Here is a 25,688-nt window from a genome sequence, read left to right as displayed (position 1 = left end):
CCAACCTGACTGCGCATACAGCTTTTTGACGAGGCGTCATGGCTGTTCGATGAGTGGCACCAGGCCCTCCGGTGATCGTGCCGGGCGGGCCTGGTTCTTTTTGTCGAGGCCGAAGGTGGTGAAGGCGGTGCGGGCCGGCTGGGGGTAGGGCTCCTTGCCGGTGAGGGAGTTGAGGATGGCGGCGCTGCGCCAGGCGGCGAGACCCAGGTCGGGGGCGCCGACGCCGTGGGTGTGCTTCTCGGCGTTCTGGACGTAGACGTTGCCGGTGACGGAGGCGTCGAGGACGAGTTTGAACTCCGCGTCGATGCGCGGGCGTTCGGCGCTGTCGTAACGCATGTACGGGTCGAGTCCGGCGAGCATCCGGCCGAGGGGGCGTTCGCGGTAGCCGGTGGCGAGGACGACGGCGTCGGTGGTGAGCCGGTCGCGTACGCCCTGCTGGGTGTGTTCCAGGTGGAGTTCGACCTTGGTGGTGGCGACGCGGCCCGCGGTGCGGACGCTGACGCCCGGGGTCATGGTGACGTCGGGCCAGCCGCCGTGCTGGATGCGCCGGTAGAGCTCGTCGTGGATGGCGGCCATGGTGTCGGCGTCGATGCCCTTGTGGAGCTGCCATTGGCGGGGCAGGAGCTGGTCGCGTACGGGTTCGGTGAGCGCGTGGAAGTAGCGGGTGTAGTCGGGGGTGAAGTGTTCGAGGCCGAGTTTGGAGTACTCCATGGGCGCGAACGCCTCGGTGCGGGTGAGCCAGCTGATCCTCTCGGCGCCGGCGGGGCGGTGGCGCAGCAGGTCGAGGAAGACTTCGGCGCCGGACTGGCCGGAGCCGATGACGGTGATGTGTCCGGCGGCGAGCAGGCGCTCACGGTGGTCGAGGTAGTCGGCTGAGTGCAGGACGGGGACGGTGGGGGCGTCGGCGAGGGGGCGCAGGGGTTCGGGGATGTGGGGCTGGGTGCCGACGCCGATGGCGAGGTGGCGGGCGTAGGAGCGGCCGAGGGCTTCGGCTTCGCCGTGGAGGTCGAGCTGGGTGAAGTCGATTTCGAACAGGGCGCGTTCGGGGTTCCAGCGGACGGCGTCGACCTGGTGGGAGAAGTGGAGGCCGGGGAGGTTTTCGCTGACCCAGCGGCAGTAGGCGTCGTATTCGGTGCGCTGGATGTGGAACTTCTCGGCGAAGTAGAACGGGAAGAGCCGTTCGCGGTGCTTGAGGTGGTTGAGGAAGGACCAGGGGCTGGCGGGGTCGGCGAGGGTGACGAGGTCGGCGAGGAAGGGGACTTGGAGGGTGGCGTCGTCGAGGAGGAGCCCGGGGTGCCAGTGGAAGGCGGGGCGCTGTTCGTAGAAGGCGGTGTCGAGTCCGCCGGGTACGCCGTGGGCGAGGGCGGCCAGGGAGAGGTTGAAGGGGCCGATGCCGATGCCGACGACGTCGTGGGGTTGTTCTTCGGGGGCGGTGGTGGTCATCGGGGGGTGCCTTCCGTGGGGGGTGCGGGGGTGGTGCTGGGGATAGTGGGGCGTGCGGGGGTGCTGGGAGCGGAGGGGGGTGTGGGGGTGGTGCTGAGGGTGGCGGTGAGGAGGGTGGTGAGGTCGTGGGGGGTGAGGTGGGGGTTGAGGAGGGTGGCTTTGAGCCAGAGGCGGCCGTCGGCGCGGGCGCGGCCGAGGACGGCGGTGCCGTCGGTGAGCAGGGTGCGGCGGATGTGGGCGACGGTCGTGTCGTCGGCGTCGTGGGGGCGGAAGAGGACGGTGGAGATGGTGGGGGGTGCGTAGAGCTCCAACTGGGGGTGCTGGTCGATGAGTTGGGCGAGGGTTGCGGCGTGGGCGCAGACGCGGTCGATGAGGTGGGCCAGGCCGTCGCGGCCGAGGGCGCGCAGGGTGACGGCGATTTTGAGGGCGTCGGGGCGGCGGGTGGTGCGCAGGGAGCGGCCGAGGAGGTCGGGCAGGCCGGCGTCGGTGTCGTCGTCGGCGTTGAGGTAGTCGGCGGTGTGGCCGAGCGCGGTGAGGCGCTGGGGGTCGGCGACGGCGAGGACGCCGGCGGCGACGGGCTGCCAGCCGAGTTTGTGCAGGTCGAGGGTGACGGTGTCGGCGCGTTCCAGGCCGGCGAGGCGGGGGCGGTGGCGGTCGCTGAACAGCAGGGGCCCGCCGTAGGCGGCGTCGATGTGGAGTTCGGCGCGGTGGGTGGCGCACAGGTCGGCGATGGCGGGCAGCGGGTCGATGGCGCCGGTGTCGGTGGTGCCGGCGGTGGCGACGACGAGGAGGGGGTGGGGGTGGGGGGCGGCGAGGGTGGCGGCGAGGGCGGTGAGGTCGGTGGTGCCGGTGGGGGCGGGGACGACGATGGGGCTGGGGAGGCCGAGGAGCCAGGTGGCCCGGTGGATGGAGTGGTGGGTGTGGGCGCCGCACACGACCTGGACGGGGCCGTGGTGCTCGCGGGCGAGGAGGAGGGCGAGCTGGTTGGACTCGGTGCCGCCGGTGGTGATGAGGGCGTCGCCGTGGGGCCAGATCTGGTGGGCGAGGGCCTGGGTGACGAGGTGTTCGAGTGCGGAGGCGGCGGGGGCCTGGTCCCAGGAGTCGAGGGAGGGGTTGAGGGCGGCCGCGGCGAGGTCGGCGGCGGTGGCGAGGGCGAGGGGCGGGGTGTGGAGGTGGGCGGCGCAGTGGGGTTCGGCGGGGTCGGCGGCGCCTTCGGCGAGGGCGCGTACCAGGGTGGTGAGGGCTTCTTCGGCGCCGGTGCCGTGGTCGGGCAGCACGGTGGGGGCGGCGGCCTGTACGCGCCGGGTGACCAGGTGGGGGCCGCCGGCGGGCAGGGGGCCGCTCCGGGTCTTCGCCCCTTGGTGGAGGGCGTCGAGGACGACGTCGAGCAGGGGGCGCAGGGCCGCGGGCCCCGCGGTGCCTCCGGCGAGGGGCGGGCTGTGCATGGGGTTCCTTCGGGTGTGCGGGCAGCGACTTCACCAGCGTGGTCCCGTGGGGGCCGGTGGAGCCGCCGTGCACAACGATCGCAACCCGAAAGTGGTACTGCCTTGCGGTGGGGGCGAGTTGGGGAGGGGGATTGCTGGTATGGCGGGGGTGCCCTCCCCAACTCGCCCGGGTGGGAGCGGTGTTCGGCGTGGTACGGGGCCGTGTCCGGGCCGGTGCGGCGGGCCGGGCCCGTGCGGCGCTGAACGCCGTGCCCTGCGGCGCTGAAGGCCGTGCCGTGCGGCGGGCGTGCGCGGGCCCGCGCGGCGGCGTACGGCCCCGTGCGTGGCGGGTGGCGCGGGTGGGTCAGACGCGTACGTGCAGGGCGCGGCGCAGGTCGTCCACCTGGTCGGTGAGTTTGCGGCGCAGGGCGGGCAGCAGGTCCTCGCGGGTCAGGGCGGCTTCGCCGAGGCGCAGTGCTTCGGGGTCGACCGGGGTGGGGAAGGCGTGGCGGCCGGTGGCTTCGGCGATGGTGGCGCCGCGGCGGTCGGCGAGCGGGACGGCGTCCTCGTAGTAGCGGGCGACGTAGGGCTGGAGCAGGTCGTGCTGTTCGGGCTGCCAGAAGCCCTGGGCGGTGGCGGTGAAGAGGTAGTTGGACAGGGTGTCGTCGTGGAACAGGGCGTTCCAGGCGGCTTCCTTGGCGGCTGCGCCGGGCAGGGCGGCGCGGCAGCGGGCGGCGCCTTCCTCGCCGGTGGCGCTGGGGTCGGCGGCGAGGTGGGCGGCGATCTCGGTGTCGTCGGTGGCGCCGAGCACGGCGAGGCGGGTCAGGACGCGCCAGCGCAGTTCGGGGTCGAGTTCGGGTCCGCCGGGGACGTGGCCGTCCTCCAGCCAGCCGCGCAGGGTGTCGGGCTGTGCGGCGGCGTCGATGAAGTGGCGTACGGCGATCAGGCGCAGGCCCGGGTTGCTGCCGTCCTCGGTGCGGCGGATGAGGTCGCGGGTGAGGTCGGTGAGCAGGGCGAGGGCGGCGGGACGCCGTTCGGCGGTGAGGTAGCGGTCGGCGATGTGGGTGGCGGCGAACGCGAGGACGCCCTGCACGATCGCGAGGTCGCCCTCTTCGCACAGGTGGGCGCGGGCGGTCTCCAGGTAGGCGGCGGGTTCGAGTTCGCCGTCGCGGACCAGGTCGCGCAGGGTGTTCCACAGGACGGAGCGGGTGAGGGCGTCGGGGATGCCGGACAGGGAGCGCAGGGCGGTCTCGGTGGAGGCGGCGTCGAGGCGGACCTTGGCGTAGGTGAGGTCCTGGTCGTTGAGGACGACGAGGGCGGGGCGGCGGCCGGGGCGGGTGGTGGCGCCGCCGTCCTGGGGGAGGTCGAGGTCGAGGTGTTCGCGCGCGACCAGGGCCCGTTCGTCGTGGGGGTCGCGGTCGTAGGCGCCGACGGTGAGGCGGTGGGGGCGTTCGCCGTGCCGGTCGATGGTGAGGTGCCAGGCGCCGTCGGCCTCTTCGACGGTGGGGGTGAGGGTGTCGACGCCGGTGGTGCCGAGCCATTGCCGGGCCCAGGTGTGGACGTCGCGGTCGGTGGCGTCGGCGAGGGAGGAGATGAAGTCGGCGAGGGTGGCGTTGGCGAACTTGTGCCGGGCGAAGTGGGTGTTGATGCCGGCGAGGAAGTCCTTCTCGCCGAGCCAGGCGACGAGTTGGCGCAGTGCGGAGGCGCCCTTGGCGTAGGAGATGCCGTCGAAGTTGAGGAGCGCGGAGGCGGTGTCGGGGACGGCGTCGGGGGCGGGTGCGACGGGGTGGGTGGAGGGGCGCTGGTCGGCGTCGTAGCCCCAGGACTTGCGGGCGACGCCGAAGTTGACCCAGGTGTCGGTGGTGCTCCAGCTGGGGGGCTGGGTGCCGGGGGTCTGGCGGGCGGCTTCGTTGAGGGTCTGGTAGCCCATGTATTCGGCGAAGGACTCGTTCAGCCAGATGTCGTCCCACCACTGGAGGGTGACGAGGTCGCCGAACCACATGTGGGCCATTTCGTGGGCGATGACCATGGCGCGGGTCTGGCGTTCGGTGTCGGTGACGGCGGAGCGGTAGACGAATTCGTCGCGGAAGGTGACGAGTCCGGGGTTCTCCATGGCGCCGGCGTTGAATTCGGGGACGAAGGCCTGGTCGTAGGAGTCGAACGGGTAGGGCTCGTCGAACTTCTCGTGGTAGCGGTCGAAGCACCGGCGCGTCACGTCGAACAGTTCGTCGGCGTCGGCGTCGAGGTGGGGGGCGAGCGAGCGGCGGCAGTGCAGGCCGAAGGGCAGGCCGGCGTGTTCGGTGGTGATCGAGTGCCAGGGCCCGGCGGCGACGGCCACGAGGTAGGTGGAGATGAGGGGGGTGGTGGCGGCCGTCCAGCGGCCGTCGCCGAGGTGGGTGGTGAGGCTGTTGGCCAGGACGCTCCAGCCGTCGGGGGCGGTGACGGTGAGCTCGAAGACGGCCTTGAGGTCGGGCTGGTCGAACGCGGCGAAGACGCGCTGGATGTCGTCCATGAACAGCTGGGTGTAGACGTAGGTCTCGCCGTCGGCGGGGTCGGTGAAGCGGTGCAGTCCCTCGCCGGTGCGGGAGTACGTCATGACGGCGTCGACGCGCAGTTCGTGCGGGCCCTCGGTGAGGCTCAGCGGGAGGCGGTTGCCGGTGAGGGTCTCGGGGTCCAGGGGTGCGCCGTCGAGGGTGACCGCGCGCAGCGTCGCGGGCTTGAGCTCGACGAAGGTGTCCCCGGTGGTGTGTGCGGTGAAGTGGATGACGGTGCGGGAGGTGAAGGTGTCATCGCCGGTGGTGAGGTCCAGGTCGATGACGTACCGCTGTACGTCGAGGAGTCGGGCTCGGGTCTGCGCTTCGTCGCGCGTCAGTACGGACATGGGGGCCATGCTGCCCGAAGGGGGCGGGGCGGCACGACCCGGTTGTCGCGCTTCGCCTCCGGCCCGCGGGCGGCCGGTCCGCGCGGGGCGGGGCGGGCCCGCCCGGGCGGGGCGTCAGGCCGACTTGGCGATGGTCTCGTGGTGGCGGATGACCTCGGCGATGATGAAGGTGAGCAGTTTCTCCGCGAAGGCCGGGTCGAGTTTGGCGCTCTCGGCGAGGCGGCGCAGCCGGGCGATCTGCTCGGCTTCGCGCGAGGGGTCGGCCGGGGGCAGCTGGTGTTCGGCCTTGAGGTGGCCGACCTGCTGGGTGCATTTGAAGCGTTCGGCCAGCATGTGCACGACGGCGGCGTCGATGTTGTCGATGCTGTCGCGCAGCCGGGACAGCTCGGCCTGCACGGAGGGGTCGATCGTGGTCATGGTCATCGAGCTTACGTGCCGTGTCCGGTGATGGTCGGCGGGTGCTCAGGATCCGGGATGCGGTCGCTCCAGCCGCCGGGGACGGCCCGGCTCTGCTGTGCGCGGAAGCGTACGGGGGCGATGCCGACCCGGCGGGTGAACAGGCGGGAGAAGTAGGCGGGGTCGTCGTAGCCGACGCGGCGGGCGACGGCGGCGACGGGCAGGTCGGTGGCGGCCAGGAGTTCCTTGGCGCGGCCCAGGCGGATGCCGAGGAGGTAGTCCTTGGGGCTGCATCCGGCGGACCGGCGGACGGCGGTGCGCAGCTCGGCGGGGCTCATGCCGTGCCGGGCGGCGTGTTCGGCGACGGTGAGCGGCCGGCAGGCGTCGCGGGCCAGGGCGTCGAGGACGGGGTCGCCGTCGGGGGCGACGTCGGCGCGGGCGCGGCGCAGCGCGACGAGGAGTTCGTGGACGGCGGCGGCGGTCTCGACCTCCAGGAGAGGGTTGCCGCGGCGGGCGGCCCTCGCGATGCGGCCGACGGCGGCGCGGGCGCCGGCGGTGTCGCCGAGCGGTACGACGGGCCGGTCGGGTTCGATGTAGCCGAGTTCGGTGTAGGTGGTGGTGGCGGGCCCGCTGAAGTCGACGAACGACTCGTCCCAGCCGGTGGCGGGGTCGGGCCCGTAGTGGTGCGGTACGCCGGGGGTGAGCCAGAGCAGGGCGGGGGCGGTGACGGGGACCGTGCGGCCGTCGGCGCCGCGGAACCAGCCGGAGCCGGCGCCGATGACGACGGCGACGTGGTGGTCGAGGGTGCGGGGTCCGACGGTGGGCAGGGTGCCGTGCTGGAGTCCGACGCCGAGGCAGACCAGGCCGAGCCGGTGGTGGGCCGGGCTCGGGGTGAAATACCGCATCCAGGTGTGATACATGCCGGTTTCCGTTCTGCGCCGTCCCCCTTGCGTCCAATCAGCGCCGATCTTTGTCCATGGACCCGCCGTGCGCCAGGGGCGAGAGTGGCCGGGCACAGGGACCGAGAAGAGATGGGCGGGGCGGCCGGTGGGCGACTTCACCGTGGGGGACGAGGACTTTCTGCTCGACGGGCGCCCGGTGCGGCTGCTGTCGGGCGCGCTGCACTACTTCCGGGTGCACGAGGCGCAGTGGGGGCACCGGCTCGCGATGCTGCGGGCGATGGGCCTGAACTGCGTCGAGACGTATGTGCCGTGGAACCTGCACGAGCCGCGTCCGGGCGGTTACGAGGACGTGGGGGCGCTCGGCCGGTTCCTGGACGCGGCGCGGGCGGCCGGGCTGTGGGCGATCGTGCGGCCCGGGCCCTACATCTGTGCCGAGTGGGAGAACGGCGGGCTGCCGCACTGGCTGACGGGCCCGCTGGGGCGCCGGGCGCGTACCGGTGACCCGGAGTACCTGGCGCAGGTGGACCGCTGGTTCCGCACGCTGCTCCCCCAGGTCGCCGAGCGGGGCGCGGACCGGGGCGGGCCGGTCCTGATGGTGCAGGTGGAGAACGAGTACGGCAGCTACGGCACCGACCGGGGGTATCTGGAGCACCTGGCCGCGCTGCTGCGCTCCTGCGGCGTCGGGGTGCCGCTGTTCACCTCGGACGGGCCCGAGGACCACATGCTGACCGGCGGGTCGCTGCCCGGCGTCCTCGCCACGGCGAACTTCGGCAGCGGGGCGCGGGAGGCCTTCGAGGTCCTGCGCCGCCACCAGCCGTCGGGCCCGCTGATGTGCATGGAGTTCTGGTGCGGCTGGTTCGACCACTGGGGCGCCGACCATGTGGTGCGGGACGCGGCGGACGCGGCGGCGGTCCTGCGCGAGATCCTGGAGTGCGGGGCGTCGGTCAATCTGTACATGGCGCACGGCGGCACCAACTTCGCGGGCTGGTCGGGTGCGAACCGTGCGGGTGAGCTGCACGTGGGCACGCTGGAGCCGACGGCGACGTCGTACGACTACGACGCGCCGATCGACGAGGCGGGGAGGCCGACGGAGAAGTTCTGGCGCTTCAGGGAAGTCCTGGCGGCGTTCCAGGGACAGGCGGCCCTCCGGCCCCCCGGGGCCGCTCACCCGGCCCTGGAGCCACTGCCCGAACTCCCGGCCACACCAGTGGAGTTGACGCCCGAGGCGCCGGGGTTGGCGTTCGACGGCTGGGTCTGCCTGTCGGACGTCGTGGACGCGCTGGGGGGCGAGGAGCGGGAGGCGGCGGTGCCGCCGACGTTCGAGGAGCTGGACGTGGACCGGGGCCTGGTCCGCTACCGCGTCGCGGTGCCGGGCCCCCGCCGGCCCTACCCCCTGGGGGTGCTGGGCCTGCGGGACGTGGCGACGGTGTACGTGGACGGGGTACGCGCCGGGGTGCTGGACACCGAGGACGCGACGCTGGCGGAGCCGGTGCCGGGGGGTGTCGAGGTCGAGCTGTGGGTGGAGTCGCTGGGCCGGGTCAACTACGGTCCGCGCGGCGGGGAGCCTAAGGGCATCACGGGCGGGGTGCTGCACGAGCGGCAGTATCTGCACGGGGTACGGGCCCGGGGCCTGCGCCTGGACGCCCTCGCGGCACCGGGCGCGGTGGCGGGCCTCCCCTTCACCGCCCCGCCCCCACCCGGCTCACCGGGCCTGCACCGGGGACGCCTGCACCTGCCCCCGGGCACGCCCCCGGACCCCGCGTCCTTCACCTGGCTCCAACTCCCGGGCTGGGGGCGGGGGTTCGCCTGGGTGAACGGGTTCTGCGTGGGCCGCTACTGGAACACCGGCCCCCAGCAGAGCCTGTACGTGCCGGGACCGGTGCTGAGGCCCGGGGCCAACGAGGTGTGGGTACTGGAGCTGGAGGGACCGCAATAGCCACCCCGCCCCGCCCCGGGCGACGGGGTCCGATCGCCCGGGGCTAGGGGGTGGGCAGAGGGAGGTGGACCCGCACCTCCCAACCCCCCTCCCCCACGGCCCCCGCTTCCAGCACACCCCCCATCGCCAGCACCCGCTCCCCCAACCCCGCCAACCCGAACCCCCCACCCCGCGCCGCCTCCGCGAGCCCCGCCGCGTTCGCCCCGTCGTCGGCGACCCGTACCTCCAGACCGTCCGGCGTCGTGCGGATCTGGATGCGTACGGCCGTCGCGTCCGCCGCGTGCTTGCGTACGTTCGTCAGGGATTCCCGCACCACCCGGTGGGCCAGGGCCGCCGCGTCGCCGGGCAGCCGCTCCTCCAGGCCCGGCTCGATGTACAGGAGGGCCGGGGGCCCGGCCCGGGAGAAGCGGGCGGCCAGTTCGCGGACCTGGGCGAGCCCGGCCACCGGCTCGGTCTCCGGGTCGCCCTGGCGCAGCACCCGCACGAGCCGCCGCATCGCGCCCAGCGCCTCCCCGCCCGCCTCCTCGATGCGGGCGAAGGTCTCGGCGGCGCGCTCGCCGGAGAGCGCGGTGAAGCGGGCGGCCTGGGCCTGGACCACGATGCCGGTCACGTGGTGGGCGATCAAGTCGTGGAGTTCGCGGGCGAGTTCGATGCGTTCGGCGCTGCGTACGGCCTCCAGGTCGCGGATCCGCCGGGTCGCCTGCGCGCGCAGCAGGAGCGAGTAGGCGCCGACCACGACGGCCAGCGCGGTGAACAGCAGGGTGAACGGTCCGGGGGTGGCGTCGCGTACCGGAACGGCCGTGCAGGCGAGGGCGAGGACCGGGCCGAGGACGGCGGCGGTGCGGGCGGGCGCGGACAGCAGGACCGAGGAGAGCAGCACCAGGAGGGCGATGGCCTCGCCCATGCCCCAGACGGCTTCGGGGTGGTCGGTGAGGAGCAGGGCCGTGGCGGTCCAGCTGACGACGGCCGCCGCCCATGCGCGCGGGACCAGCGGGATCCTCGCCCAGGGCACGGCGGCGAGGCACACCACGATGCCGGCGCACCACACGATGGCGTGCGGCCGGGTGGGCTGACGGGCGAGCGCCACCCCTTCGTAGGTGACGAGGGCGACGAGGACGGCGGCGAGCAGCGGCCGTGCGGCAGCCGCCGTACGCGGATGCCGGCGCAGCCAGCGTTGCACGGGGCTCACGGGCACGTCCGGCGGCGCGCGGGGCCGACGACGGCGCACGCAGGACGCACCACTCGGGACCCGCGGCCGACGACGGCACACCCGGCGCGCATGACATGCGCCCCGCGGGTCATGACGGCAGACGCAACGCACACGCCTCTCACGCCGCGCTCGTGGCGAGTCCGCTCTCCCACGCCCAGGCGGCGATCTCCACGCGGTTGCGGGCGCCGAGTTTGGCCTGGACGTTGGCGAGGTGGGTCTTGACGGTGGACAGGGAGACGTACAGCTCACCGGCGATCTCGGCGTTGGTGGCGCCCCGGGCCAGGCAGCGGACGACGTCGCGTTCGCGGTCGGTGAGGGGTTCGCTGGGGGTGCGGGCCGGGTCAGGTGGGCGGACGGAGGCGAGTTCCTTCAGGAGGCGCACGGTGATGGCGGGCGAGACGAGGGAGTCGCCGGCGGCCGCGGCGCGTACCGCCTCGACGAGCATCTCGGGGCTCGCGTCCTTCAGGAGGAAGCCGCTGGCGCCGCCGTGCAGGGCGGCGTGGACGTATTCGTCGAGGTCGAAGGTGGTGCAGATGACGATGCGGGGGCGGTCGCGGCCGGCCAGGCGGCGGGTGACTTCCAGGCCGTCGAGGCCCGGCATGCGGATGTCGAGGAGCAGGACGTCGGGCTTGAGGCGTTCGACGGCTTCGAGGGCGGCGTGTCCGTCGACGACGTCGGCCAGCACCTCGATGTCGGCCCTGCTCTCCAGGATCATGCGGAATCCGGTCCGGACCATTTCCTGGTCGTCCGCGATGACCACTGTGATCGACATGCACCTATATGAGCAGGTTTGGCCGGACGCCCGCAAACGCGGGGCGTCCGGCCGGACCGCGGGGGGGCAGGGGGCGCCGTCGCGCTACAGCGTGGAGGCGGCCTGGGCTATGGCGGAGGCGAAGGTCGAGACCTCGGAGTAGACGCCGGGGTAGCCGGGCTCGGCGCAGCCGTTGCCCCAGCTGACGATGCCGACCTGGATCCAGGCCCCGGCGTCGTCCTTGCGGAACATGGGGCCGCCGGAGTCGCCCTGGCAGGTGTCGACGCCGCCGCGGTCGAGGTAGCCGGCGCAGATCTCGTCGCTCGGGACCAGCTCGCCGCCGTACGCCTGCTGGCACTGGGCGTCGGAGACGAACGGCACGGTCGCCTTGTAGAGGTAGCGCTGCTGCCCGCCGCCCTCGCTGCGGGCACCCCAGCCGGCGATGGTGAAGGTGCCGCTGTTGTACGCGGTGGTGGTGGCGATCTTGAGGGTGGGCTGGTTGATGGGCCTGGCCAGTTTGATCAGCGCCCAGTCCTTGCCCTGGCCGTTGTAGCCGGGGGCCTGGAGCACCTTGGTGGACTTCACCTTGATCGCGCTGGAACTCTGCAGGTCGACGACGCCCCCGGTGGCGGTGATGGAGGTGTTGTTGCCGCTGCCGTCGACGCAGTGGGCGGCGGTGAGCACGATCTGCTGCGTGTACAGGGCGCCACCGCAGCCCATGGAGAGCCGCACCATGAAGGGGAACTCGCCCTGCGCGGCCCGGGTGCCGCCGACCACCGGGTGCGGCGAGGCGGGAGTGGCGGCGGAGGCGAGGGCGTCGGTGGCGGGCAGGCTGAGCGCGGCGGCGAGGACGGCGGTGACGGTCAGGCATCTGCGCAGGGTTCGCATGATTCTCTTCAACTGACTGCCTCTCGTGGGGGGTTGGCTGTCATACGCGCCGGCGGCGCGGGGCGGGACGGGGTGCGGGGGCGGGATGCAGAGGCGCGGCGCAGTGGCGGGGTGCACGAAGCGTGGAACGTTCCGACAACGAAATGTCATGGGCGCGTCAATGCATGGTCCGTGCTCCGGATTATGAGGAGGGACCGGCACCCCCACAAGGGTCGCTTTCCGGCCAGGCGGAGCCGCACCGAAGCCCTGCCGCGGTGGTGTACCACCGCCCTACAGTGGGATCGGGTCCGTGACTCTGCCGGTGGGGCCGAGTCCGCGGCTCTGACAACGGGACCAGGTCCGCGGCTCTGACAACGGGGCCGGCTCCGCGGCTCTGAGACGGGGGTGACGGCGTGGGTACGTCGAGTCCGGTCGTGCACGGGTATCCGCACCTCGACACGGTGCGCGCGGCCATCACCGCGCTGCACCGGCGCCTGTCCTACGACGGGCTCCAGGCGTACGCGACGAGCGTGCTGCCCGCGGACGTGGCGTTCGCCGACCACGACGACCTGCATCTGGGGGCCCAGCGGGTGGCGCGCGCGCTGGTGCAGCACCTGCGGCTGCCGGACGCCCGCATGATCATCGGGTTCCGCGCGATGCGGCACGCGGCGAACGTCGAACTGGCCGCGGGGCCCGAGTACTTCATCGAGCTGAACGACCGCTTCCGCGACCACCGCCGCGACATCGGGGCCGCGCTCGCGCACGAGATCACCCATGTGCTGCTGCACCGTCTGGACCTGGAATTTCCGGGGACCCGCGACAACGAGATCCTCACCGACACCGCGACGACCTATCTGGGCGCGGGGTGGCTGCTGCTCGACGCGTTCCGCGAGGACGCGGTGTCCAGTCAGAAGCTGGGGTATCTGACGCCGGAGGAGTTCGGGTACGTCCTGGCCAAGCGGGCCGAGCTGTTCGGCGAGGACCCTTCGCCGTGGTTCACCAGCCCGCAGGCGCAGCCGGCGTACGCGGCGGGGGCGGACCGCTCGCGGCGGGACGCCCGGCAGCCGCCGCTCGCGGGGGCGGGGTGGGCGGGGCGGCGGCGCTATGCGAAGGAGCGCCGGTACGCCCAGGAGCACGGCGCCGCCCGCACCGGGGCGGACCCCGGGGCCCCCTACGCGTTCGAGTCCGGCCCCGAGGGGCTGCGGGTCCGCTTCGCGTGTCCGGTGTGCTGTCAGAGGGTGCGGGTGGGGGTTCGGGGGGCGGTACGAGTCCGCTGCGCCCTGTGCCGCACGGTCCTGCCCTGCGACACGTAGCCCCGACGCGCAGTTCCCCGCGCCCCTGAACCTCCCGCTCGCGTGCGGACCGCGCCCGGTAGCTCGCGCAGTTCCCCGCGCCCCTGGGGGTGCTGGGGGCCCAGGGTGCGCGCAGTTCCCCGCGCCCCTAACCCCGCGTCCGTGTGCGGACCGTGGACGCTTCTCGCGCAGTTCCCCGCGCCCCTTGGCGGGACCGGGGCCCGGGGTGTGCGCAGTTCCCCGCGCCCCTGGTCCCGCGTCCGTGTGCGGGCCGTGGTCGCTTCTCGCGCAGTTCCCCGCGCCCCTTGGCGGGACCGGGGCCCGGGGTGTGCGCAGTTCCCCGCGCCCCTGGTCCTGCGGTCGTGTGCGGACCGTGGTCGCTTCTCGCGCAGTTCCCCGCGCCCCTGGCAGGGCTGGTGCTGGCCCGCACCGGCATCCTCAGCCCGTCCGGCGTTTGAGGACGAGCGCCGTTCAGGCGCGAAAGGGGGGTCCGGGGGCGCAGCCCCCGAGAGGGGTGCAGGGGGCGCAGCCCCCGCCGGGGTCCGAGGGGCGGAGCCCCTCAGGGGGTCTGGGGCGCAGCCCCAGGGCCAGGCACCCTCCAACCCCCGTCACGGGCGGGTGGGTGGGCAAACCCCCCGGGGTCCGAGGGGCGGAGCCCCTCAGGGGGTCTGGGGCGCAGCCCCAGGGGCCGGGCCCATCCGACCCCCTGCACGGGCGGGCGGGTGGGCAAACCCGCCGGGGTCCGAGGGGCGGAGCCCCTCAGCGGGTCTGGGGCGCAGCCCCAGGGCTCAGCCGGTCCAACCCGCTGCACGGGCGGGCGGGTGGGCAAATCCCCCCAGGGTCAGAACAGCGGAAGCTGCCCCGGGGTCGGGGGCAGCTCGAAGGCCGCCAGGGTTCGCTGGCCCGGGTCTGCGGGCGCCCGCATCTTGGAGCCCGGGCACAGAGTCAGCTCACCCAGCACCCGCGTAGGCGGATCATGACGCACGATCCTGCCCGCCACCACGGCCACCACACGACCGCAGGACGGACAGGATCGACGGGGAGAAGCGCTGGACGACATCCCCCCATGCTGCCAGAGCCCGGCTCAGGGCCGGCCCCGATCTGACCAGCCCCTCGGCAGAGGCCCAGCCGACCGAGGGACCATCCCGGCCCTGAGCAGAGAGCCACCCAGAACCCGGACAGAAAACCGCCCGGGCCCCGGGCAAAGGACAACCCAGAACCCGGGCAGAAGACCGCCCGGGCCGGGCAAAGGACAACCCGGGCACAAGGCCGCCCAGAACCCGGACACAAGACCGCCCGGGCCGGGCAGAGGACAACCCGGGCCCCGGGCAAACCGCTACGCGGCCGGCTTGAACGCCGAGGTCAGCCCGTTGCGCCACAGGCTGTTCACCCGGGACTTCTCCGTGCTGTTCGGGTACGCGTTGCGGCACGACGTACCCGGCCCGCCACCCGACATCAGCTCACTGCACGGCCCCGAGTAGTGGTCGGGAAGCCCGAGCACATGCCCGGTCTCGTGCGCCACGACCCGCACCGAGTAGTACTGCTGGTTCTGGCCGTAGTCCAGGAAGATGTACCCGTTGCCGTGCCCGTCGGTCGAGGCGTACGACCCGTTCTGCGGGTCGTTGCCCTCGTAGTACGAGAAGTCCGCCCCCGACCCGCTCTCGGCGAGCCGCACGTTCTGCACCGAGGAGTTCCAGATCTGCGCGGCCTGCGATATCTGGGAGCGGAAGCTGGGCGCGTTCGAGGCGCTGTAGTACACGGTCACCGCGGCGGCCAGCGGGTTCGCGGCGCGCTTCTTGGCGACCGACTTCATGACGGCGTCGTAGAACGCCCGGTCGTTGGCGGCGGTGTGCTTGCCCGCGGCGGTGTAGTGCGCGGTGGGCGCGGCCGAGGTGGCGGCGGTGGGGGTGGCGGCGGTGGCGGGGATCGCGCCGAACCCGGCGAGGGCCAGGCCCAGGGCAGCGGTCACGGCGAAGGTACGGGGGTGTCTCATGGGGGGTTACCAATCGTTGGGGGGATCCGCGCCCGGCTGGGTGGGCCGCACACGGGTGGGGGTGTTCACTGATCGGTCACGCTGCTGATGACGGGAGGAAGCCGTGCGGCCTCGTCCCGGTGATTGGTGATTCTGGAGGCCACGGCGCCGTACGGGAATGATGTCGATCTGCGATAACTCCCGCGTATCAGAGTGGTTTTGGTCACCTGGTGCGATCAGTGGCCGCGGCTTAACCTCGGCCGCATGGAGCTGGAGGTGAGACATCTGAAGGTGCTGTGCGCCATCGCCGACGCGGGCAGTCTGCACGCCGCCGCGCGCTCGCTCGGCACCAGTCAGCCGGCCCTGACCACCCAACTGCGGCGCATCGAAAACATGTTGGGCGGGCGGCTCTTCTCGCGGGAGCGGACCGGCTGCGTGCCCACGGCACTGGGCCAGAACGTGGTCGGCCGGGCCCGCCCCCTGCTCGCCTCGCTCGGCACGCTCGTCGCCGAGACCCGGGCCGCGGCGGCCCGCGCGGCACAGGGCGGCCGGCTGCGCATCGGCTCCACCGCGAGCCGCGCGATCCCGGGCTGGCTGCGCCGGCTGCGGGAGCGCCTTCCGGCCACCGAGACCGAACTGCAGGTGGCGGTTTCGGCCAGCGCGCTGCTGCGCCGGGTCGCGGACGGCGAACTGGACGTGGCGTTCGTGCACGAGGTGGAGGGCTGCCCGCTGCGGGTGCCGCCGGGCCTCGACATCCGTACGCTCGTCGAGCGCGAGCCTCAGTTCGTCTGCCTTGCGGTGGACCACCCGGCGGCCCACCAGCAGGTCGTGGACCTGACAGACCTGGCCGCCGACCAGTGGATGATCGACCCCAGCGTGGACGGCGAGTGGGAGGGCCTGCGCCGGGTCCTGAACGCGGCGGGCCTCAACCCCCGTGTCCTGCACGGCGATTACCTGACCGCGGCGGGGCTGGTCGCCACCGGCGAGGTGGTCACCCTGTGCCAGCCCTCCTCGCTGCCCCGCGCCGACATGGTGGTGCGCCCGCTGCGGGGCGACCCGCTGGGGGTGCGGCTCTTCCTCGCGGTGCGCAGCGGCGCGTACGCCGGCGAACTGGCCGGGGTGGGCGCGGACCTGGCGGCGGCGTACTGGGAGGCCGCCGCGCTCTCGCCCCCCTACCGGGCCTGGCTGAGGGAGCGGGGCGGCCGGGCGTAGCGGCGGCGGCTACGATGCGGTCCACTTCGGGTCGTCGGGGTGCCGCAAAGCCCGAGGTTTCTGACATACCGCCATATGTCGCGCCGTCAAAGGATGTACGGGCATGAGCAACAGCACCGGAGGGCGCGGGCTCCAGCCCAACGCCCTGTCCACCTTCGACACGGTCGTCATGGCGGTGGCGGGAAGCGCCCCCGCCTACTCCCTGGCCGCCACCACCTCCGTCCTCGTGGGAACGGTCGGCCTCGCGAGCCCCGCGGCCCTGCTGTACTGCGCGATACCCATGCTCGGCATCGTGCTCGCCTTCGGGCGGCTCGGCCGGATCGACGTGAACGCGGGCGCCGCCTACTCCTGGGTGGGGCGCACCCTGCACCCCTTCCTCGGCTTCATCAGCGGCTGGGCCCTGGTCGTCGCCGCCACCTTGTTCATGGTGGCCGGCTCGCTGCCCGCCGGGCAGATGACCCTCGGCCTCTTCGACCCCGCCCTGGCCCGCGACACGGCCCTGGCCACCGCCACCGGCGCGGGCTGGTTCCTGCTGATGCTGGGCGTGGTCCTGGGCGGCGCCCGGCTCTCGGCCCGGGCCCAACTGGTCGTATCGAGCGTCGAGTTGGCGATCCTCGGCGGGTTCTGCGCCGGCGCGCTCGTGCGCATCGGGGAGGGTGGCGGGGTCGTGCCGTTCGACTGGGCATGGCTCGGCTTCGGCCACTTCGCCGGGGTCTCCGGGTTCGCCGCCGGCACCCTGATCGCCGCGTTCTACTACTGGGGCTGGGACGTCACCAGCAACCTCAGCGAGGAGACCCGCGACGGCCGGCGCACCGCGGGACTGTCCGCACTGGTCGGCGTCGGCGTCGTCTTCGCCCTCTTCGTCGCCTGCACGGTCGCCATCGACGCCCTGCTCACCAGCGGTGAGATCGAGGCCGGCCAGACCAATGTGCTCGCTCTGCTCGGCGCCCGGATCTGGCCCGGCGTCGGCGGGAAGCTCATGGTGCTCGCCGTGGTCCTCTCCACCATCGCCACCCTGGAGACCACCCTCATCCAGGTCACCCGCTCCCTGTTCGCGATGGGCCGCGACCGGACGATGCCGGGCGCCCTCGGCTCCGTGCACCGGCGCTGGAACACCCCGTGGGTCGCGGTGCTCGTCGTGGGCGCGGTGGCCCTGCTCCTGTTCGTCGCCTCCAACGCGCTCGGCTCCGTACGGGACATCATGTCCGACGCGCTCGCCGCGATCGGCCTCCAGACCACCCTGTACTACGGGCTCGCCGGTCTCGCCGCGGTGGTCGCCTACCGCAGGACGCTCACCGAGTCCCTCGCCTCGTTCCTGCTCGGCGGGGTGTGGCCGCTGCTCGGCTCGGTCTTCATGTTCTGCGTCTTCGGCGCCTCACTGACCCAGCTCAGCGCGGCGGCCATCGCGATCGGCATCGGCAGCCTGCTCGCCGGAGTGATCCCCATGCTCTGGTACTGGCGCCGCGGCAGCGCCTACTACCGGCCCGCCCCCCTGGACGCGGCCCGCTCCTTCGCGGCCGGCGCCGGGCAGAGCAACAGTGCGACGCGCGGGCCCAGTTATGTCAACGCCGGGCACCCCACCGACTTCTGAGAGGGGCACCCGGATGGCAGGACTGCGACGCCGTCCCGACCGCAGGACGGCCCTTCGTTTCGACCCCGACCTCGGTGACCGCGCACTCACCGTGGCCCGCCACGACCTGCTCATCGGCCGCTGGCAGGGCGTACGCGACCTGCTGCGCGCCACCGGGGACAACTGGCCGCTGCGCACCCACCGCATCCGCGCGCTCGCGGGCGCCGCCGCCGGGTCCTCGCTCGTCGAGGCCTGGCGGGCCGCCGAGCCCGACAGCGGGGACGCGGCGGTGCTGCGGGCCGCCACCGAGGTGACCCGCGTCTTCAACGGCGCCATCGCGGCGGGACGCGGCGCCGGGGTCGACCGCGACCGCGTGGACGTCGCCGTGATGGCCTGCCTCGGCGCGGCCGACGCCCGCCCCGCCGACCCGATGCCCTGGGCCTCGCTGCTCACGGTGGTGCGCCTGTACGACGGCGGGGTGCCGCGGCGCGAACTGCGCGGCTGGTGGGACGAGTTGCGGCGGCGCGACCCGTACCACCTCGAAGGGCACGTCCAGATGCTGCGCTACTTCTCGGCCCGCTGGCACGGCACGCACGGCACCATGTACGACTTCGCCCGCGACGCGGCCGGCGCCGCCCCGGCCGGCTCGCCGCTGCCGGTGCTGGTGCAGATCGCCCGCGTCGAGGAGTACCGCTACGTCGCCGACGCCGCGAAGGGGCGGCCGGTGCGGGGCTTCGGGCAGCACTGGACGCACGAACTCGCCGTCACCGAGCTGCTGCGCACCTACGACCGCTGGCTCGGCGGCCGGGCGCCGGGACCGGTCCTGGCCGAGGAGGCGGCCGAGCTCAACTACCTCGCGCACGCGGCCTGCAGTGCCGGACTGACCCGGGAGGGCACGGCCCTGGTCGGGCTGCTCGGCGAACGCGTCGCCACGGTGCCCTGGGTGTACACCGGCGATCCCGCACAGCAGATCACGCGCTGGCGCGCGGGTGCGGCGACGGGGTGAGCCCCCGGGGCGTGGGGTGCCGGGCGGTGGGCGGGGCGGCCGTCCCGGGGCTCGGCCCGGCCCCTTTCCGGGAATCGGCCCGCCGGGTCGCTAACCTTACGTGTCTGCGCTGGCCAGGGGTCTCCTCCCGGAACCGTGGTGCAGTGCGGTACTCATCGCACCCAACTCATGCGAAAGGCCTCGCCCATGGGCATTCGGAGCTTGCTGCGCAAGGTGTTCGGACGCGATCGCACGGAGCGTGCCGAGCCGACGGCGGCATCCGTACCGCCCCAGGCGGAACGCGCCACCGAGGCCGTCGAGGCGCCGGCGCCGTCCGTCCCGGCGCCGGGGCGCCGCGGTCTGTCCCCCGCGGAGAAGCTGGTGGCCGCGGCGTTCGACGGACCCCGCCCCCCGGCCACGACCCCGGACGACTCCCCCGCCCCCGCGCCCACGCCGGCCGAGGTGCCCCAGCCCCGCACAGAGGCCGCCACCGCCACCCCCGCATCCCCGACCGACACCAGCACCGCCGGGGGCGCGAAGACCGCGGCACCGGGGGACATCAGCACCGCCGGGGGCGCGCAGACCGCGGCACCGACCGACACCAGCACCGCCGGGGGCGCGGGGAACGGCGCGACAAGCGAGCACGGTCCGCAGCCGACCGAAAAGCCAACAGCCCCCGAGCCACAGGCTGAGCCGCAGACCGCAACACCGACCAACACCAGCCCCGCCAGGGGCGCGGGGAACGGCGCGACAAGCGACCACGACTCGCAGCCGACCGAAGCCCCCCAGCCGACCGAAAAGCCGGCAGCCCCCGAGAAGACGGACGCCCCCGCCACCGAGGCGACCCCCGAACCGCAGACCGCCAGGGCCGAACCGCAGACCGCCCAGGCCGACCCCGCCTCCACCGAGGCAAACCCCCCAGCGCAGCCCGCGGAAGCCGAGCCCACCCCGCAGCCCGCGCCCGCAGGGAAGCCCGCCCTGTCCGCCGCCAAGGTCAAGTCCCGGGCGCCCGGGCTCGCCGGGGCGTACAAGGCGGCCGGGGCCGCGCTGAAGAAGGCGGGGCTCACCGGGGCGCGGGCCAAGGTGTACCTCGTGCTCGACCGCTCCGGGTCGATGCGGCCGTACTACAAGGACGGCAGCGCCCAGGGCCTGGCGGAGCAGGTGCTCGCGCTCGCCGCACACCTCGACGAGGAGGCCACCGTGCACACGGTGTTCTTCTCGACCGACATCGACGGCGCGGTGGACCTGACGCTCGACGCCTACGAGGGCGTCGTCGACGAGACGCACGCCGGGCTCGGCCGCCTGGGCCGCACCAGCTACCACCGGGCCGTCGAGGAGGTCGCCGAGCACGCCGAGAAGGCGGGGCACGAGGGACCGGTGCTCGTGGTGTTCCAGACCGACGGCGCCCCGGACGCCAAGCTGCCCGCCCGCCAGGCGCTCGCCGACGTCGCGGACAAGGCGCTGTACTGGCAGTTCGTGGCGTTCGGCGAGGACGACTCGAAGGCGTTCGACTTCGCACGGGCCGCGGAGGCCGAGCACGGCCACGTGGGGTTCTTCCACGCGGGCCCGGCACCGCGCGAACTGAGCGACGCCGAGGTCTACCGCGGCCTGCTCAGCTCGTACCGCCCGTAACGCACGGCGCCGCCCCCGGCACCCGGACGGCCACGACGAGCCCGCCACCGAGCCGGGCCCGCCCGTGGCCGTCGCGGTACCGGGCGGCCCGGGGCGTCGGGGCCCCGGGCGGCCCGCACCACCGCGCCCCACCCCGCCCCACCCTTCCTGCCGACCTCGACTGTTCTTGGCCGTATCCGTGGCCCATTCAACGGTTGTTGATTCGCTGTTGATCGGGGCCGACCAGTCTGTGCCGGTCGGTACGCACGGGGAAGGAAAGGACAGGGAATGCCATTGCTCGCGAATCGTGTCACGGTGACCGTTCACGCCTCCGATCCGCTGAGCCGGGCCGGAGTCATCAGTCATCTTCAGCACCAGCCGACCGTCGAAGTCCTGCGCGACACCCGGGAGGGCCGTGAGACGGACGGCCGCCCCGCCGACCCCACGGTCGCCGTCATGCTCGTCGACCAGGTCGACGACACGGCGTCGGCCGAGCTGCGCCGGGTGGTGCGCGGCGGCGAACAGCGCGTCGTGCTCATAGCCCGTGAACTGCGCGAGCCCGACCTCCTGACCGTCGTCGAGTACGGGGTGCGGGCCATCCTGTGGCGCCACCAGGCCACCGAGCAGCGCCTGTTGAAGGCCGTGCACAGCGCGGCGCGCGGCGAGGGCGAGCTGCCGCCGGACCTGATCAGCCGCCTGCTCGTGCAGGTCGGCCGGCTGCGGCGCTCCGAGACCACCTCGGCGTCCGCCGGTTCCTCCTCCACCGCCCCGCTGTTCGGCATGGCGCCGCGCGAGGTGGACGTGCTGCGGCTCGTCGCCGAGGGCCTGGACACCCGGCAGATCTCGGAGAAGCTGGCCTACTCGGAGCGCACCGTCAAGAACATCCTGCACGCCCTCATGACCCGCCTCCAGCTCACCAACCGCGCGCACGCCGTGGCCTACGCCCTGCGCGAGGGCTACATCTAGCCGCACCGGCCCGCGGCCGGGCGTACGCGCCGCCGCGGGCCCGCACCGCTCACTCACGGCCGCGCCCGCCTGCGCGGCCGTGTCCGGGAACTCGGGAAACTGGCTCCATGATCCACGAAATCGACGAGGCGCTGCGGCGCATCCTGCGCGGCGGGGCGCTGCCCGAGGGAACGGGGGAGGTCGTCTTCGAGGCCCCCACCCGTGACTGGGCGGCCCGGCGCAACACCCCCACCCTCAACGCCTATCTGTACGACATCCGCGAGGACGTGGCCCGCCGCGAGCGCGGCTCGTACGCGGAGCGCGACGCCAACGGCGTGGTGCTGCGCAGGCGGCAGCCGCCCCGCTGGTACCGCCTCTCGTACCTCCTGACGGCCTGGACGTCCCGGCCCGAGGACGAACACCGCCTGCTGTCGGGCGCGTTGGCGTGTCTGCTGCCGCACGAGATGCTGCCGCAGGAGTACGTCCCGCAGGCGCTCGACGCCTACCAGGTGTCCATACCGCTGACCGTGGCGGTGCCGCCCGCCGAGTCGCGCTCCCTGGCCGACATCTGGTCGGCGCTGGGCGGCGAGCTGAAGCCGTCGCTCGACGTGGTGATCACGACGCCGTTCCCGGTGACCCCGGTCTACCCGGTGGCCCCGCCGGTCACCGAGGGCGTGATCACCGTGCGCGGCCGGGACGGCGTACCCGCCGACGCGAAGCCGCGCCTCATGCGGACGGACCGGCAGGGCGGACCGGGGGCCTCGGGCCCGGGCACCGGGGGGAGGGCCGGGCAGGGCAGCAGCACGCGGACCGGCGGCGCGCGCGGTGCCACGGACGCCACGGATGCCTCGGATGCCTCGGGTACGTCGGGTGCCTCGGGCACCTCGGGCACCTCGGCGGACGCCCGCCGTGCGCAGGACGGCGGGGCGCGATGAGCGGGGTGCTCGACGGCTCCGCCGCGGGGGATCTGAACCAGGCCGCCCGCGCCCTGCTGCTCCGGCTCGATCATCTGCGGACCTCGGTCGCGGCCCTGGTGGAGGCACGTTCCGCCGACGATCCGACCGCGCAGGACCCCCTGCGCGGCCTGTACGTCGCCCCGGAGACGGCCTCCCGCCTGGCCGCGGCCCCGGGCCCGCTGGAGACGCCTCAACTCGCGCCGCTGGACGCCTCGTTCACGCCCGCTCCCGGCGACCGACTGACCGAGCTGGCACAGAACTTCGGCCTCGGCCCGATCGACACCCTGCTCCTGACGGCGGCGCTGGCCCCCGACGTGGACCGGCGCTTCGAGCCGCTGTACGGCTACCTCAACGACGACGTGGGGCGGCGCAGGGCCTCGGTGGCGCTGGCCCTCGAACTCTCGGGCTCGGGCCCGTACGACCCGGTCGCGCGCGGCCGGCTGCACGCGGCGGCGCCGCTGATCACCGGTGGCCTGGTGGTCCTGGAGGACGAGGAGCGTCCGCTGCCCGGCCGCGCGCTGCGGGTGCCCGAGCGCGTGGTGGCGCACCTCCTGGGCGACGACACGCTGGACGGCCAACTGCGCCACGCACACGTCGAGTTGCTCGCCCCGTCGGACGCCGCGCCCGCCGAGGGCCTCGCGGCACGGATCGCCCACGCCCCGGACCCGGTCGCGGTCCATCTGCGCGAGCGGCGGCCCGGCAGCGGCGCGGACGCGGTGACCGCGGCCCTGCGCGGCGCGGGCCGGACCGTACTGCGCCACCGCCCCGAGCGCACCGACGCGACGGCCGCCCGCGCCCTGCTGCGCGAGGCGCGCCTGCGGGGTGCGGGGACGGCGGTGGTGGTCGAGCTGCCGAGCGATGATCCGGGCGCGCTGGTGCGCGAGTTGGCGACCGCGGACGTGACCGCGGTCTTCGCCGGCACCGCGCCGTACGACCCCACCTGGGCCCCGGGCGCGGCGCTGCTCGCCCTGGAGGACACCACGGCCGAGACCGACCCGCTGACCGCCTGGACCGAGGAACTCCCGCACTACGAGGGCGACTTGGCCGAGGCGGTCGGCCCCTACCGGCTCGGCGCCGGACAGGTGCGGCGGGCCGCGCGGGGAGCGCTCGCCCTGGCGGGGTTCGAGGGGGTGCCGGTGGGGCTCGGACACGTCCAGCAGAGCGCGCGGCTCCTGTCGGCCCCCCTGCTCGACCGGCACGCCCGCCGGGTGCGTCCGGCCGTCGGCTTCGCTGATCTGGTGCTGCCCGAGGAGCCGCTCGGCATGCTGCACGAACTCGCGGGCCGGGCCCGGCACCGGGACAGGGTGCTCGGGGAGTGGCGGCTGCGGACCGGCGGCGGGCGCGGGCGCGGCGTGGTCGCCCTGTTCGCCGGCGACTCCGGCACCGGCAAGACGCTCGCGGCGGAGGTGGTCGCGGGGGAGCTCGGCCTCGACCTGTACGTGGTGGACCTGTCGTCGGTGGTCGACAAGTACGTGGGCGAGACCGAGAAGAACCTGGAGAAGATCTTCGTCGAGGCGGACCGTACGGACTCGGTGCTGCTCTTCGACGAGGCGGACGCGGTGTTCGGGAAGCGGTCGGAGGTGAAGAGCTCGCACGACCGGTACGCGAACCTGGAGAGCGCGTACTTGCTCCAGCGGCTGGAGGCGTTCGACGGGATCGCCGTCCTGACGACGAACCTGCGGGCCAACATCGACGAGGCCTTCACCCGCCGGCTCGACCTGGTGGTCGACTTCCCCTTCCCCGACGAGTCGCTGCGCGCCGTCCTGTGGCGCAGCTGCCTGGCGGGGGTGCCGCAGGAGCCGGGTCTGGACGCGGAACTCGACGTGCTGGCGAAGGAGTTCGAGCTGGCGGGTGGGGCGATTCGCTCCGCTGCGGTGACGGCGGGGTATCTGGCGGCGGGGCGGGGGGAGGGGGTTTCGGCCGGGGATGCGCGGGTCGGCGCCCGCCGGGAGTACATAAAATCCGGCCGCCTGGTCCCCAGCCCCGGCACCCCGTGGTCCCCCTGACCCCGGGGCCCTCGCCCCTTGGGGTGCTGGGCGCCCGGGGTTTGCGCAGTTCCCCGCGCCCCTGGCGGTGCTGGGCACCCGGGGCCTGCGCAGTTCCCCGCGCCCCTCAACCCCCCGGTTGCCTGCGGACCGTGCCCGCTCCTCGCGCAGTTCCCCGCGCCCCTGGCAGGGCTGGAGGTGCCCGGGGTCTGCGCAGTTCCCCGCGCCCCTCAACCCCCCGTCCGTCTGCGGGCCGTGGTCGCTGCTCGCGCAGTTCCCCGCGCCCCTTAGCGGCACGGTTCTGGCCAGCACCGGGCACCTCAGCCCGTCCGGCGTTTGAGGACGAGCGCCGTTCAGGCGCGATGGGGGGGTGCAGGGGGCGGAGCCCCCGCCGGGGTTCGAGGGGCGGAGCCCCTCAGGGGGTCTGGGGCGCAGCCCCAGGGCCAGGCACCCTTCAACCCCCTGCACGGGCGGGCGGGTGGGCAAACCCCTCGGGGTCTGGGGCGGAGCCCCTCGGGGGGTCTGGGGCGCAGCCCCAGGGGCCGGGCCTATCCGACCCCCTGTACGGGCGGGCGGGTGGGCAAACCCCTCGGGGTCTGGGGCGGAGCCCCGGGAGCTCAGCCTCTACAACCCGCTGCACGGGCGGGCGGGTGGGCAAACCCCCGGGGTTCGAGGGGCGGAGCCCCTGGGCTACGGGACGATGCGCCAGCGTTGCTGTTCGGTGGGCAGCGCCCCGCAGGGCCGCACCTCCGCCACCTGCATGACCTTGTCATTGGGCGAGAGGTCGGACAGACACCACCCCCCGTCCTTGCTGACCAGCTTCACAAACCCCTCACCCCCCTCGATCGGCTGAATCGACCACTTCTGGTTGCTGGTCATCTGCCCGTTGGTGAGACTGGGCTCACCCCCCGAGGCCCCCCACATCTGCACCTGGTTCCCCTCGCGGGTGTTGTCCGCGACGGCCCACGGCTCGGACGACGTGGTGAACGCGAACTCGTCGCGCGGCAGCGGCCGGACGTACCAGTACTGGTCCCACGTGGGGTTGTCCTTGATCTCGGCCCAGCTGTAGACGTAGCGCCCCTCGGGCTTCTGGTCCGTCGCCGTGGTCAGGTACTTGCCGAGCCCGGACTGGATGCGTACCAGCTTGGTCGGGTCGTACTGGGGCTTCTTCGGACCGCCACCGCCACCACCCCCGCCGCCGGAACTCCCCGACCCGCCTTCGGGCTTGGGCTTGGGCTGCTGGGGCGCGGGCGCCGACGGCGGCGGCTCGGGCGCCTTGGACGGGCTGGGCGGGGGAGCGGGCAGCGGGGTCTGGGAGCCCTGCGGCAGCGGCACCTGCTTGGCCGGCGC

Annotated in this window: 19 protein-coding genes; 9 read left to right on the top strand and 10 right to left on the bottom strand. The window is 73.9% G+C overall.

The genetic code is table 11. The annotated features are described in order from the left end of the window. Nucleotides 1-36 precede the first annotated feature (36 nt). The 5 genes from ACGF3I_RS28675 to ACGF3I_RS28655 all read right to left on the bottom strand — a co-directional run bounded on the left by ACGF3I_RS28675 (nucleotide 37) and on the right by ACGF3I_RS28655 (nucleotide 7,064). Nucleotides 37-1,443 carry a lysine N(6)-hydroxylase/L-ornithine N(5)-oxygenase family protein gene (locus ACGF3I_RS28675; RefSeq protein ID WP_393136970.1) on the bottom strand — a complete coding sequence of 469 codons (1,407 nt, stop codon included), beginning with the start codon at nucleotides 1,441-1,443 and terminating at the stop codon, nucleotides 37-39. Beyond that, entirely contained in the window at nucleotides 1,440-2,888 is a 1,449-nt protein-coding gene (locus ACGF3I_RS28670) for a pyridoxal phosphate-dependent decarboxylase family protein (RefSeq protein WP_393136969.1), read from the bottom strand. The genes ACGF3I_RS28675 and ACGF3I_RS28670 overlap by 4 nt, the downstream gene beginning before the upstream one ends. A 343-nt stretch (nucleotides 2,889-3,231) precedes the next feature. After that, a complete protein-coding gene (pepN, locus tag ACGF3I_RS28665) occupies nucleotides 3,232-5,748 on the bottom strand; it encodes an aminopeptidase N (protein WP_393136967.1) in 2,517 nt (838 codons plus the stop codon). 114 nt (nucleotides 5,749-5,862) lie between these two features. Continuing rightward, on the bottom strand, nucleotides 5,863-6,171 hold the full coding sequence (locus ACGF3I_RS28660; RefSeq protein ID WP_393136965.1) for a chorismate mutase: 309 nt from the start codon (nucleotides 6,169-6,171) through the stop codon (nucleotides 5,863-5,865). 5 nt (nucleotides 6,172-6,176) lie between these two features. Next, nucleotides 6,177-7,064 (bottom strand): helix-turn-helix domain-containing protein, encoded by an 888-nt coding sequence (locus tag ACGF3I_RS28655; RefSeq protein WP_393136963.1) that lies wholly within the window; start codon nucleotides 7,062-7,064, stop codon nucleotides 6,177-6,179. 127 nt (nucleotides 7,065-7,191) lie between these two features. Between ACGF3I_RS28655 and ACGF3I_RS28650 the strand changes: the two genes are divergently transcribed. Further along, nucleotides 7,192-8,982, top strand: coding sequence for a beta-galactosidase family protein (locus tag ACGF3I_RS28650; protein ID WP_393136961.1), 1,791 nt, complete (start codon nucleotides 7,192-7,194; stop codon nucleotides 8,980-8,982). A 43-nt stretch (nucleotides 8,983-9,025) separates the two neighbouring features. Here ACGF3I_RS28650 and ACGF3I_RS28645 read toward each other — a convergent pair whose 3' ends face one another. From ACGF3I_RS28645 to ACGF3I_RS28635, 3 genes are all read right to left on the bottom strand, one after another. Further along, nucleotides 9,026-10,171 carry a sensor histidine kinase gene (locus tag ACGF3I_RS28645; protein ID WP_393136959.1) on the bottom strand — a complete coding sequence of 382 codons (1,146 nt, stop codon included), beginning with the start codon at nucleotides 10,169-10,171 and terminating at the stop codon, nucleotides 9,026-9,028. A gap of 139 nt (nucleotides 10,172-10,310) precedes the next feature. Beyond that, nucleotides 10,311-10,964, bottom strand: coding sequence for a response regulator (locus ACGF3I_RS28640; RefSeq protein WP_393136957.1), 654 nt, complete (start codon nucleotides 10,962-10,964; stop codon nucleotides 10,311-10,313). An 84-nt stretch (nucleotides 10,965-11,048) separates the two neighbouring features. Further along, nucleotides 11,049-11,831, bottom strand: coding sequence for a S1 family peptidase (locus tag ACGF3I_RS28635; protein ID WP_393136955.1), 783 nt, complete (start codon nucleotides 11,829-11,831; stop codon nucleotides 11,049-11,051). Between the two features lie 392 nt (nucleotides 11,832-12,223). Between ACGF3I_RS28635 and ACGF3I_RS28630 the strand changes: the two genes are divergently transcribed. Continuing rightward, nucleotides 12,224-13,123, top strand: a complete 900-nt coding sequence (locus ACGF3I_RS28630; RefSeq protein WP_393136953.1) for a hypothetical protein — start codon at nucleotides 12,224-12,226, stop codon at nucleotides 13,121-13,123. A 1,315-nt stretch (nucleotides 13,124-14,438) separates the two neighbouring features. Here the strand turns inward: ACGF3I_RS28630 and snpA are convergent. Continuing rightward, on the bottom strand, nucleotides 14,439-15,095 hold the full coding sequence (gene snpA / locus ACGF3I_RS28625) for a snapalysin (protein ID WP_393136951.1): 657 nt from the start codon (nucleotides 15,093-15,095) through the stop codon (nucleotides 14,439-14,441). 243 nt (nucleotides 15,096-15,338) lie between these two features. Between snpA and ACGF3I_RS28620 the strand changes: the two genes are divergently transcribed. From ACGF3I_RS28620 to ACGF3I_RS28590, 7 genes are all read left to right on the top strand, one after another. Next, the gene (locus ACGF3I_RS28620; protein WP_393136949.1) at nucleotides 15,339-16,286 is read left to right on the top strand and encodes a LysR family transcriptional regulator; all 948 of its coding nucleotides are present in this window, start codon (nucleotides 15,339-15,341) and stop codon (nucleotides 16,284-16,286) included. 103 nt (nucleotides 16,287-16,389) lie between these two features. Then, entirely contained in the window at nucleotides 16,390-17,877 is a 1,488-nt protein-coding gene (locus ACGF3I_RS28615; RefSeq protein WP_393136947.1) for an APC family permease, read from the top strand. Between the two features lie 13 nt (nucleotides 17,878-17,890). Beyond that, complete coding sequence (locus tag ACGF3I_RS28610; protein WP_393136945.1) at nucleotides 17,891-18,862, top strand: hypothetical protein; 972 nt, start codon at nucleotides 17,891-17,893, stop codon at nucleotides 18,860-18,862. Nucleotides 18,863-19,048: 186 nt separating this feature from the next. Further along, nucleotides 19,049-20,473, top strand: coding sequence for a VWA domain-containing protein (locus ACGF3I_RS28605; protein ID WP_393136943.1), 1,425 nt, complete (start codon nucleotides 19,049-19,051; stop codon nucleotides 20,471-20,473). A 267-nt stretch (nucleotides 20,474-20,740) separates the two neighbouring features. Next, a complete protein-coding gene (locus ACGF3I_RS28600; protein WP_393136941.1) occupies nucleotides 20,741-21,418 on the top strand; it encodes a LuxR C-terminal-related transcriptional regulator in 678 nt (225 codons plus the stop codon). Nucleotides 21,419-21,525: 107 nt separating this feature from the next. Continuing rightward, nucleotides 21,526-22,332, top strand: coding sequence for a DUF4255 domain-containing protein (locus tag ACGF3I_RS28595; protein WP_393136939.1), 807 nt, complete (start codon nucleotides 21,526-21,528; stop codon nucleotides 22,330-22,332). Further along, entirely contained in the window at nucleotides 22,329-24,359 is a 2,031-nt protein-coding gene (locus ACGF3I_RS28590; protein WP_393136937.1) for an AAA family ATPase, read from the top strand. The genes ACGF3I_RS28595 and ACGF3I_RS28590 overlap by 4 nt, the downstream gene beginning before the upstream one ends. Nucleotides 24,360-25,028: 669 nt before the next feature. Here the strand turns inward: ACGF3I_RS28590 and ACGF3I_RS28585 are convergent. Then, the coding region (locus tag ACGF3I_RS28585; RefSeq protein WP_393136935.1) for an RICIN domain-containing protein at nucleotides 25,029-25,688 on the bottom strand (660 nt) is incomplete at its 5' end.

Source organism: Streptomyces sp. NPDC048111 (assembly GCF_043202815.1).
In the GTDB taxonomy this organism is placed as follows: domain Bacteria; phylum Actinomycetota; class Actinomycetes; order Streptomycetales; family Streptomycetaceae; genus Streptomyces.
The sequence above is the reverse complement of the archived record's forward strand: the minus strand, read 5'-3'. Positions and strand labels throughout refer to the sequence as shown.

What these genes read in the sequence shown, in the direction of transcription:
- ACGF3I_RS28600 (WP_393136941.1), top strand. Translation starts at nt 20,741, where the DNA reads ATGCCATTGCTCGCGAATCGTGTCACGGTGACCGTTCACGCCTCCGAT.
- ACGF3I_RS28620 (WP_393136949.1), top strand. Translation starts at nt 15,339, where the DNA reads ATGGAGCTGGAGGTGAGACATCTGAAGGTGCTGTGCGCCATCGCCGAC.
- ACGF3I_RS28615 (WP_393136947.1), top strand. Translation starts at nt 16,390, where the DNA reads ATGAGCAACAGCACCGGAGGGCGCGGGCTCCAGCCCAACGCCCTGTCC.
- ACGF3I_RS28595 (WP_393136939.1), top strand. Translation starts at nt 21,526, where the DNA reads ATGATCCACGAAATCGACGAGGCGCTGCGGCGCATCCTGCGCGGCGGG.
- snpA (WP_393136951.1), bottom strand. Translation starts at nt 15,095, where the DNA reads ATGAGACACCCCCGTACCTTCGCCGTGACCGCTGCCCTGGGCCTGGCC.
- ACGF3I_RS28670 (WP_393136969.1), bottom strand. Translation starts at nt 2,888, where the DNA reads ATGCACAGCCCGCCCCTCGCCGGAGGCACCGCGGGGCCCGCGGCCCTG.
- ACGF3I_RS28590 (WP_393136937.1), top strand. Translation starts at nt 22,329, where the DNA reads ATGAGCGGGGTGCTCGACGGCTCCGCCGCGGGGGATCTGAACCAGGCC.
- ACGF3I_RS28655 (WP_393136963.1), bottom strand. Translation starts at nt 7,064, where the DNA reads ATGTATCACACCTGGATGCGGTATTTCACCCCGAGCCCGGCCCACCAC.
- ACGF3I_RS28640 (WP_393136957.1), bottom strand. Translation starts at nt 10,964, where the DNA reads ATGTCGATCACAGTGGTCATCGCGGACGACCAGGAAATGGTCCGGACC.
- ACGF3I_RS28610 (WP_393136945.1), top strand. Translation starts at nt 17,891, where the DNA reads ATGGCAGGACTGCGACGCCGTCCCGACCGCAGGACGGCCCTTCGTTTC.
- ACGF3I_RS28635 (WP_393136955.1), bottom strand. Translation starts at nt 11,831, where the DNA reads ATGCGAACCCTGCGCAGATGCCTGACCGTCACCGCCGTCCTCGCCGCC.
- pepN (WP_393136967.1), bottom strand. Translation starts at nt 5,748, where the DNA reads ATGTCCGTACTGACGCGCGACGAAGCGCAGACCCGAGCCCGACTCCTC.
- ACGF3I_RS28660 (WP_393136965.1), bottom strand. Translation starts at nt 6,171, where the DNA reads ATGACCATGACCACGATCGACCCCTCCGTGCAGGCCGAGCTGTCCCGG.
- ACGF3I_RS28675 (WP_393136970.1), bottom strand. Translation starts at nt 1,443, where the DNA reads ATGACCACCACCGCCCCCGAAGAACAACCCCACGACGTCGTCGGCATC.
- ACGF3I_RS28605 (WP_393136943.1), top strand. Translation starts at nt 19,049, where the DNA reads ATGGGCATTCGGAGCTTGCTGCGCAAGGTGTTCGGACGCGATCGCACG.